Annotated in this window: 8 protein-coding genes and 3 pseudogenes; 4 read left to right on the top strand and 7 right to left on the bottom strand. The window is 62.6% G+C overall.

Features of this window, described 5'->3' with window-relative positions:
- From ACXJL8_RS23595 to ACXJL8_RS23585, 3 genes and pseudogenes are all read left to right on the top strand, one after another.
- The coding region (locus ACXJL8_RS23595) for a SphA family protein (protein ID WP_456685672.1) at window positions 1-491 on the top strand (491 nt) is incomplete at its 5' end.
- Window positions 492-524: 33 nt separating this feature from the next.
- Window positions 525-617: pseudogene (locus ACXJL8_RS23590) on the top strand (IS5/IS1182 family transposase); the annotation flags it as partial.
- A gap of 126 nt (window positions 618-743) precedes the next feature.
- Complete coding sequence (locus ACXJL8_RS23585; protein ID WP_456685671.1) at window positions 744-866, top strand: hypothetical protein; 123 nt, start codon at window positions 744-746, stop codon at window positions 864-866.
- A gap of 29 nt (window positions 867-895) precedes the next feature.
- Here the strand turns inward: ACXJL8_RS23585 and ACXJL8_RS23580 are convergent.
- From ACXJL8_RS23580 to ACXJL8_RS23555, 6 genes and pseudogenes are all read right to left on the bottom strand, one after another.
- Window positions 896-1111: pseudogene (locus ACXJL8_RS23580) on the bottom strand (IS630 family transposase); the annotation flags it as partial.
- A 1539-nt stretch (window positions 1112-2650) separates the two neighbouring features.
- The gene (locus ACXJL8_RS23575; protein WP_456685670.1) at window positions 2651-3907 is read right to left on the bottom strand and encodes a DUF7305 domain-containing protein; all 1257 of its coding nucleotides are present in this window, start codon (window positions 3905-3907) and stop codon (window positions 2651-2653) included.
- Entirely contained in the window at window positions 3907-4317 is a 411-nt protein-coding gene (locus ACXJL8_RS23570; RefSeq protein WP_456685669.1) for a TadE/TadG family type IV pilus assembly protein, read from the bottom strand. Before ACXJL8_RS23570 ends, ACXJL8_RS23575 begins: the two co-directional genes overlap by 1 nt.
- A gap of 293 nt (window positions 4318-4610) precedes the next feature.
- The gene (locus ACXJL8_RS23565) at window positions 4611-5708 is read right to left on the bottom strand and encodes a cache domain-containing protein (protein WP_456685668.1); all 1098 of its coding nucleotides are present in this window, start codon (window positions 5706-5708) and stop codon (window positions 4611-4613) included.
- 19 nt (window positions 5709-5727) lie between these two features.
- Window positions 5728-7698 (bottom strand): glycosyltransferase, encoded by a 1971-nt coding sequence (locus tag ACXJL8_RS23560; RefSeq protein ID WP_456685667.1) that lies wholly within the window; start codon window positions 7696-7698, stop codon window positions 5728-5730.
- Window positions 7699-7764: 66 nt separating this feature from the next.
- Window positions 7765-8970 (bottom strand): HlyD family secretion protein, encoded by a 1206-nt coding sequence (locus ACXJL8_RS23555; RefSeq protein WP_456685666.1) that lies wholly within the window; start codon window positions 8968-8970, stop codon window positions 7765-7767.
- Window positions 8971-9326: 356 nt separating this feature from the next.
- Here ACXJL8_RS23555 and ACXJL8_RS23550 point away from each other — a divergent pair.
- Window positions 9327-9728, top strand: a pseudogene (locus ACXJL8_RS23550) (hypothetical protein); the annotation flags it as partial.
- A 24-nt stretch (window positions 9729-9752) separates the two neighbouring features.
- On the opposite strand, the gene ACXJL8_RS23545 reads toward ACXJL8_RS23550, so the two are convergent.
- The coding region (locus ACXJL8_RS23545) for a transposase (protein WP_456685665.1) at window positions 9753-9941 on the bottom strand (189 nt) is incomplete at its 5' end.

Genomic DNA, 9941 nt, shown 5'->3' with positions numbered 1-9941 from the left:
AGAATGGGCAGCTGTCCAACATCGCGCTCAACCGCCCCGCGCTCGATCTCAGCGGCGCACTCACCTACCTTGATCCGGCCCTCGGTTACGAACTCTCGGTGGTGCCCGGCATCACGTTCAACTGGATCAACCCGGCCACCCAGTACCTGACGGGTACGGAGTTCCACCTGGAGTGGTCGGCCTCGAAGTACCTGGGCAAGGATCTGTCCGTCGGGCTCGTCGGGTACTTCTACGACCAGCTCACGGGCGACAGAGGGTCGGGCGACAGGGTTGGCCCGTTCAAGGGGCGGGTTGTGTCGCTGGGTGCCCAAGTCGGCTACACCTTCCACGCGGGCGAGATCCCGATCTCGACGAACGTCAGGTTCTATCGCGAATTCGACGTCCGGAACCGCTTCCAGGGCACCGCAACTTACCTGACGATCTCGGCCCCGCTCTGGGTCGCGCCGCCGAAAGCAGCCGTAGAGGCAAAGCCGGTGATCGCGAAGTACTGACGGGCGGGGGAACGGGCGTCTACGCTCTGGGCGGTCCGGCGGCCGCTACACGGTCCGGGCGTCTGGACCATCGCGTTCGTCGAACGACCCGATACAGCCAGGGGCTTCGAGGTGCTTCCTTGCCGGTGAGTTTTTGAACGAACTTTCGCTTGGCTTGGCCATTGTCGGCGTCTCTCGCCGATCATCACGGCGGATTGGCAAGAGGCGGGACGCGAGCGTTGGACTGTTCCCGTCGGCGGAAGGGCCGGTCGCGTGTTCCTGATCGGCGTGCAGCCGATCAACATGCAACTCGCCGCCTACTACAACGTCACGAGGCCGAAGGATGCCGGCAACTGGCAACTCCGGTGGCAGGTGCAGCTCCCATTCCCGAAATAAGCGCATTGAGCGTTGAAGGCTACCACTCAGTCGCGCACCGTCTGCAAACCGACTCCACTGATCTTGGCCGCCTCCGAGCGCGAGCCGCCCGCGTGGTTCGCCGACAGCGCCAGCCAACGGCGGATTTGGGCCGGATTACGCGAGGCCTTCGCCAGGGCGTGCAGAGCCTCAGCGTCGAAGTCTGACCGCAGCGGCACGGGAGCAGCCGTACGATTCGCCTCAGGCTTCAAACTCAAATACAGAATCGTGCCGAGACTTCCACCGTTATTCCGCGTGAGTCTCACTCAATGAGGCTTGGTATAAGCAGAGATGAAATGCCCAAATAAAATGAGTCACCGGATCTGTGGGCTCAATTCCACGCGCCGAAAGTCCGCTTGCTCAAGGCCGGAGCTCGGAAGCGGGCGGGATGCAATTGGCCGTAAGCGGAATGGCTGCTTCTGAGACTGACGGGTGGAAAAGCGGACGGGCTCGTTCCGATCCAACATTGCCGCAATGACGCATCGACGCCATTTTTGTTAGCGGACACGGGTCGCGCATCCAATACGACCAATACCCTGCAGCCGACCACGTCACGAACAGCATCGCGGGCTCTTACCTCTCACTGTGCGTCACGCCAGAGAGCGGCCATTTCCTGGAGAGCAGCTTCGCCTTGACGAAGCGCCGTCTGCTCGTCGGGCAACGAGTAGAGGCATTGCCGGACAACGCAGTCCTAATCGCGGATGACCCAGCGATAGCGCGAGGGGTCCTCAGGACAGATCTCAACCTGCAGGGAGTGGACTGCGAGGGCTGCCGCTGCCATCGTAGGCTCCTTCAACTTGCCCGACTGCGCTCCTGTCATCGACGGGTGGGCAGTCGGGGAACTGCATCCAGTGGGTGAACGCGTCGGTGCGGTAGCTGTGCTCGCACGAGGCGACGTGCCAAGGTGCTGCATCGTCGGCATGCTTGGGATCCCAGCGGATGATGGCGCGCTGGTCGGGCTCGTCACGGTTGATGGCGATGATCCACCGCCCATCGTGTGGGGCTCGATCCATCGTCCTCCAAGTGCGCATGGCCCCCTCCTGGCGCCTCATCGTATTGAGGCGCCAGGAACGCTCGAAGGGCTGAAACCGTTCGGGCGTCCTTCTGGTATACTGCCGGATCATCACGATAGAGCGAGGCGCCGATCCAGCCGCACCCGCGCGCGGTGCGACCAGACGTGTGCCGCTGAGGTACAGGCCCCCGAACAGCCGCTGCCATTCCCCCCGTGTCGGCACATGCGCGTTCGATGCATCCGATCTCTCGTCAGCACGGGGCATAGGCAAGAGCCTATGCCAAGGCTTGATGCAGCTCTGATGCTCGTCGGCAGCCTTGATCTCGTCAAGCCTCCCGCTGACGCGGGCATTCAGATGAAGCACGCTGCCGGTTCGCTCCAGACAAGGCGATTACTCGCGCCAACATCTCAATAGGATCGAGAGCGAGACGTTCGGTTTATCGAGTTGCCAGAAGCCCGCTTCGAGGCGGAAGCGGGCGGCGTGCGAAGTCCGCTTCGATGCATTTGTCCCCGGAAGCGGACCGGCGGCAATCCACCCTTCTGAGAAGTTCTGGCAAGTGGTGCGTGGCCGCAGATGCTGGCCGAAAGCGGCATGTCTGCCTCTGCGAAGGTCCGCCCTGGAAGCGGACGCACACTTATCCGCTCATCTTGCCTCATCAAGGCCATCGGCGGCATTTGCGGAGCGATAACGCTGGATAGGTGCCGACAGCGGTCTATGCGGTCGCGTTTCGGCAGCCTCACCGTGAGCAGACAGCTAATTCACGAGGGCCGAACGGCCACCCGATGTCGCGCTCGGCAGCGTCGAACCGAACGCGAAGCCGGAGTTGCCGGTGAAGTGCACCTGCGAGGCGATGACCGATCCATAGCGGGCTGGGTTCGTAGTCGTCCCATTGCCGGTGAACGTCACCGACGTCGCCGGCGCATACAAGACCCCGTCAAGGTTTGTCGTGGAGTTGCCGCTGATCGACAGATCCGCACCGACCGCCGAGCGCGATTGGAAGAGCACGATGCCTTCGAGAGCCCCGGTGGTTGGAGCCGTCAGGCTGATCGACGGCGTTCCGACGATGTCGAGCGACGAGGCCGCGTCGAGAAACAGGGTCACGCTTGATCCCGAGATGCTGGCGTTGCTGTTGATCTTGATCGACGCGCCTTTGAAGTAGTAGGTGCCCGCGGCTAAAGTGACATTGCCCCTGAAGGTGGTCGATCCGGTGTAGCAGCCCGCCGTCAAAGTGCCATCCAAGGTCCCTCCCGCCTTGCAATTGACGGGCGTAGGCTCGACGACCGCCGCGAGTGGATCAGTCGTGGGCGAGCCGCACTTGCTCACCGACGGACTGTAGCCGCGCGGGTTCTGCGATGGCGTGTCGGTCTGGCAGATCGAGATCGCTGTCATCTGCGCGGCATTGCCGTTCGATGAGATCGCTGTCGCCGATGAGGATTTCGCTCGCGCCGCGCAGCTCAGCTTCACCGTTGTGCTACCGGCGATCGTCAGCGTGTCGGCACTCGTCGGGTCGAGCGCGTAAAGGCAGGCCGGTCCGCCCTCGCTGTCCCCATCCGTCGTCCTGATCGCGATCGAGTGCGCCGACAGGCTGAACGGACCTGCCGAGCCGGCAAACTTAGAGAAGAAGCCGAGCACTTGGTTCTGGTGCGCGGCATCTCGGGAGGCGGTCACCCGCACGGCGTTCGCGGGCGTGGTCGCGTCCGCCGCTCGGTAGGTATTGGTCGCGTTATCGTAGACGATCAACTCGACGTCCTGAGCGAGCGTCACCCGTCCTGCGTTGGGAGGCGCGTTCAGGTTTGCCAGCGTGACGGCTTCCTCGACCGCATTCATCGTGTCGGGCAGCTGACGCACACCGGCGAGGGCACCAGCATCGGCTGCGATCTGCAGACGCATGGCGTTGTAGCGTAAGACGCTCACATCGACAGCCAAGGCGCCGACGCCGACAAGGGCGGGCATGGTCAGCGCTGAGAGGATCGTGATGCCACCCTCTTCGTTGCGCCAGAACCCCCTCATCACCGTGTCTCCTGCGGCAGAGTAGCGGAAGCGGTCATCGACCGGCTGCCGTAGAGGCTCGCGAAGAAACTCGTCGGCGCTGCGCTGGTCAGAGGGATCGCGGCTGTGACGAGATAGCGGGTGGCATTGGCGGGATCTTTGTCGGCCGTGACCGTAGCCCTGACCTGTGCCCATCTCGGGAGCGCCGCCACGACGGCGTCATGCGCTACCGTTGTCGTGATCCGACCGAGCGCGAGTTGCCGCGCTTCGCTCCACACGGCCTGCTGCGCGGAGATCAGCGTGAAGAAAGCGAAAGCGAACTCACAGATCGCCATCATCAGGCCGATGAACAAGGGTGCGACCAAGGCGAACTCGACAGCGGAGGTGCCCGAGCGCTCCGATCGCCATCTGCGCAAGAGCTGCCGTATCATCGTGAGAGCCTGAAACATCATAACCGGAACAGTATACGAGCCCCGGTGGGCCACTTAGTATCTTTTAGCGTTCTCCAAGCATGTGTTTATAGCGATGATTAAAATTCTATAATTGCTTCTACTGGCATTGGCACTGCCTTCACGCGACAGATTAAAGCGCGGACTAACCTGACCCGATGCCTCGGAGCTGGGCTTACCGAAAGGTTGGACAGTCGCATGGGGTAACCCCTGGCGGGTCCATTCTCCCAAGAAGCGAAGCCTTTAAAAAATCGCACCGTGGTCCATGTTGATCTTCATGACGAGGTCTGTGCCCTATCGCTTAGACGGCTCTGGAGCCGTACCAGGGAAATGCTTAGCCGTCGGACCTCCTCGTAACGCGTTTCCGCGTGCGGGGGCTTGATCGCGGCCTGGGTTTCCAGCTGGTGGGCCGTAGCAACGAGCCGGCGCAAGGGGACGGTCACCCAGTTCGCGATGAGGAACAGGAGCGCCGTGGCGACAAGGGCGCCTAAGCCCAGTTGGAACCAAAAGGATCGCACCAGCTCCCGCGTCGGGGCCAGTGCGCTGTCAACATCCTCCCGTACCAACATGCTCCAGCCGAAACTCGGCAGATCACCATGTCCGACGGTGGGTACAGTCACGGTCATATAGTCGCGTCCGTCAGGCCAGCGCTCACGGTGAACGGTGGTCCCGGTTGCGCGCCCTGCGGCGGTCGCCGCGCCGACTGTGAGAGGCTTTTCGACGAGATCGGGAGGCCCGAACAAGACACGCTGATCCCGGGCTATCAGGATGACGTCGATACCGGGGGCGCTGAGGCTCCCGAGGGTGTCGACAACCCAGTTCCAGTCGACGTGGGCGCCAATTACACCTCCGATGCTACCATCTTTCCGGCGAATTGGCGCCGAAAGATCGATAAAGCGCATGGGATCGCGGCCGTTGCCGAGCAGCTTAGCGAGAAGTTGTGCCTCGTGGACGTCCCCCGCGACAGGGGCCGAGAGACCAAGCCGGAACCAAGGGCGCTGGGCCACACTCTGCCCCTCGAGAAGGCCGCCGCTTGCGACCAGCACCTTGCCCTCGACGTCAGCCACGCCGATCCAGGAGTAGCGCTTATCGAGATTGCTCAGGAGCGTAATGTCCTGGCGCAACTCGTCGGGGTGCTCCAGCTCGATAGAACGAGAGAGGCCGTCGACATCTTGCCAGAGCTGGTGAAGACGCCTACCGAGCTGGTCGGCGCCAATCTCTCCGCGGGTCTGCAGCTTCTCGGCAAGCAGCGTTTCGGTCTGCTGCTGCAGGCCTCCAGCGTAGATTGAGCCGGCCACAAGCGCCGGTATTATCGTCAGGAAAGCGCCTCCGAAAAAGACAACTCCCTTCAGGCTGATCCAGGCCTTTGCCATCTTGCAGGTCCTCGTGATGTCAGCGGCTGAGATTGCGAGCGAGATTGCGCACCATCAGCGCGACGTCCCCTCGGCCCGTGCCCGGATTGCCGGCTGCGGTGTGGAGTTGACGGATGATTTGTTCGCGCTGCCCGGGGTCGGGTGCTAGAGCGACGCGGCAGCCATCCTGGGTCTCGGCGAGCACGCGGGCCGGCACGGCCCCGATCCTGGGGAGAACCAAGTCCCCCTCGGTCCCTGGCGCAAGGCCCACGAGGCCACTCAGGCGGGCACCGCCGGTGCCGAGATTGATGAGCCAAGCCTGGAGACGGCGCGTCCCGACCACCAACTCCACCCGCTCAACCTGCTGCCGCATCGGCCGGTTAGGCCGCGGCCGCTCAATGCACGCCGCGATTGTGATGGCGAGCACGGCCAAGTTGTAGAGCGTCCAGAACAAGATGATGACCCGACCCTCACCCGCTACCTGACTGAAATTGAACACGAAGTCCGAGGTAAGCGAGAGGACGAGGCCTGCCAGGGTTAGCACCAGAAGGACAAGGAACGGCCGCATCAGCGGCCATTGCACAACTGTGCGTGTCCGATCGCCACCCTTTGCGGTAACGCGAAATTTGTGAGGGCCTGGCGTCAGCAACCCGGTCGTCACGGCTCGGGTGATCGGCCAGGCAGCAAGCAGCTGCGAGACGTCGATCAGGATCGGCATGAACAGGCCGTTTGAAAGCCAGTTCAGCGTCATGATCGTAGCGATATAGTAGGGCAGGTAATACGACACGATCTCTTCGACAGTCGCGTTCACCACCGTGATACCGAGATACCAGTAGAGCAGCGGGCAGAAGAGGCTGGCGAGGCGGAACGGGAACGTCGTGCTCCAGTAAAGGAGTGAATCGATCACGCTGAACCGATGTCGCAGCGGGAGGCCGCGTCTACCGAGAGGGGGATAGACGTTGCGGATGATCTGCATCATGCCGAGACACCAGCGGCCCCGCTGGACAATGTATTCCTGCAGGCCTTCGGGCGCGAGACCCTCAGTAAGTGCCTCGTTGAGGTAGACTGTCTGCCAGCCCGTCTCGGCGAGCCGCAGGGTGAGAAGAAAGTCCTCGGTGACACTCTGGGTCGGCAGGCCGCCGATAGCCTGCACGGCGGCGGCGCGCACCATTGAGGAGGTGCCGCAACAGACCGCAATGCCCCAAGCATCTCGCGACGGCTCGACGTTGTCGAAGAAGTGGCGCTGTTCGTCCGGGTAGGCGCTACTTATACCGAGATTGTGCTGGACCGGGTCAGCGTTGAAGAAGTGCTGTGGCGTCTGCACTAGGCCCACGCCCGAATCGTGGAACAGGGCGAGTGTCCGGCTGACAAAGTCGTGGTGCGGCACGAAATCGGCGTCGAGAACCGCGATGAAATCAGGCGGGTCGGTCTCGGCCAGACGCTGGGTAAGTGTAAAGTTGATGTTGCCAGCTTTGGCATGGGCGTTGTCGGGACGAACGCGATAGTCGACCTCGTGACGCGCGCAGACTTCCCGCAGCCAGTCGCGGCGGCCGTCATCTAGCACGAAGATCCGGGTTGCAGGGTGGTCGAGGGCTTTACAGCCGACGATGGTACGCTCTAGGACCTCCAACTCCTCATTGTAGGTTGCCACGTAGACGTCGACTAGGGGCGGCGGGTCCGGTGCCCACCATTGAGCATGGCGGGTCGCCTCCTCGCTGCGCTCCCGCACCCGCGTCAGGATTAGGAACGCCAACGTGGAGGAGACAACGGTTAAGCCTTCCAGGCCGGCAAAAGCCCAGGCTATCAGCGGCTCAGGCGCGACGGCGAAGGGCGGCACTGTGTCGGTAAAGCGCCAGGCCATATAGCGCCAAGCGAGGAGTGTAGCGATCCCGAGTAGCACTGTGCGCCAGAACGTGCGGGTGCGGTCGAGGAGCGGCAGAACGAGGAGGCCAGCCCCAAGAACCACAGCCGCAGCCGCAAAGGCCGATAGAAGGGGCGAGACCGTCAGCACGGCTCGATGTCTCTTCGGGCTGGCGATTTCGTCGCGCGAGCCATGTCGGATTTACTCGACATCGATTTACAGCCCAAAGCGCGTTGCGAAGGCCCGAAACGCCCCAAGCGGTCCTTGCGTGAAGATCACCCGACCGGTGCGGCCAACCGCGCAGCCCGCCTCAGATTGCGCGGCAAGGGCCGGAACGTTCAGGGTCACGTCGAAGCGCTTCAGGTGCTCTGTGCTTGGACCAACGGCGAGGTTTGCGTAGAGCCCAGCGGCACCCGACCCACCAAGACGCGTGATCGTCGCGTCGAAAACCCGGTCGTCGCCGTAGAAGCGGAACTGGGCTGGCGCGCCGAGGCGGAGGCCATCGTAGAGCGACTCGGTGACGCTCGCGGTGACTATCAGGCTCGAGCAATCGACGAGGCGCATCAGGTCCTGGCCGCGTCGGACATACTCGCCGTCGTCGACTAAGAAGTCCCAGAGTACGCCCGGCGCGCGCGCCTTGAGCACTGCCGAGGTAAGCTTGTTGATCCGGACTCGCTCGGCCGAGATCTGCGTCTCGGCCTGGGCCATACGGGCGATGAGCTGATCTTCCTCAACGCCTAGCTCGGAGATACGCAGGTCGAGCTCTCGGACCCGCTGCGACGACGAGGGGGCATCGTTGTAGGAATCGCCGATGAAAACGCCGTTGCGCGCTGAGGCCAACTCGGTGCGAAGGTAATTGCCGCGTTGGCGGGCGCTTTCCAAATCTTGTTTGGCGACCTCCGATGTCGAGCGAGCCTTGTCCAGGTTGGCGGCACTCTGGACGCCGCGCTCACTCAGCTCGTTCGTCCGCCGCCATGAGGCGTCCGCCTCCTTCAACCGGGCGTTGGCGGCCTCCTGTGTGGCCTCCGCTTCGGCGATGCGCGCCTCGATCTGGCGCACACGCCCTTGCTGGTAGTCGGCGACCTGTACCTCATAGCTCTTGCGCGCGGCCCTGAGATTGGCACGCTGGCTCTTGATCCGCTTGAGGTCCAGCCCCTGCACGTCAAGGCCGCGCTGAAGGTCAATCAGGCGAGCTGTATCGAAGCGGTCGTCTAGGATGCTGGCGACGGTCTCACCTGCCCCGACCCGAGCTCCGATGCTGCGCAGGGACAGTGAGACCTCACCCTCGACCGGCGCGCGTACCACTGCCATGCGGGCGTTCACGGTGGCATCCGCAGAGGTGCCAGCGAAGTGCTCACCTAATAGAATGTACAGCCCTGCGAGGAGCAGAAGGGTGCCGAGTAAGGGTTTGATCACGCGCATGGATTTTCAGGGAACTAGGCAAAGGGAAGAGGTAAGTGCGAATAGGCTTGACGAGCTGTGTCCCCGCTCCGAGTCCCCTCAGCCGATGCGAGCCGCAAACGACGCAGATGCGTGACGCAGCGTACAGAGGCGGGTTTACAAAAACTTAAAATGCCTCTTTAGGATTTGAGATAACAATTTCTGATATATTCGCAAATCTTTCGAATGTGAGCCTGATTTCTCATGAGATGAAAAGCTTGCTATCTACTTGAGATAAAATCGTATGCGCCGCTTATTGGATATTATGCGTAATCTGGACTTTTTATATAGAACATCGTTGAGAAGGCTTCACGCCGGGTAGCGGTGCAGATCAGGTTGTGATCCGCGCCTGGGGTTTAGAGGCTGAGGAGGATGGGATGGCCGCTCGTGTGCCGCTGCGGCCAGACTAAAGTGCCGAGGCCTTGCGAACTCTGGCCAAGAGCTCGCGCGATCCGGATTAGACCCGCCGCCTGCTGGCGCAGTCCGCGATTGACGCGGGCGGCTTGCGCACCGAGGCGTCGGCTCTCGGCTCGTCCGCGCGATCGCGCCCAGGTTCTGGACGCCATCCGGCTTGTAAGAAGTCTTCCCCACCCGCCTGGCAGCAATCGCGCAGGCCACGGACGGCAAGCCGGTAATAGCCAGATTTCCATGAGGCCCGGGTCGGACAGAAGAACACCATCACACGCCCTTGCGTCCGCCGCGGGACGTGTCCGGCAGCCCCACAGGACCCGCGCACCTCCGTCCGGAGGTAGCACTAGGGCGTGTCATCGCTTGAGCCAGTCGAGGGCTGCGGCGAGGGACAGGACACCCATGAAGCTTGTGGCGGTTTTCTCGTAGCGGGTTGCGATGGCACGCCATTCCTTGAGCCTCGCCCAGAGGCGCTCGACCTGATTGCGATTGTTGTAGATCCAGTCCGGGCAGGCGACGGGGGTCTCGTGGCGCTGAGGCGGGAT

The organism is Bradyrhizobium sp. P5_C11_2, assembly GCF_054049755.1.
The sequence above is the reverse complement of the archived record's forward strand: the minus strand, read 5'-3'. Positions and strand labels throughout refer to the sequence as shown.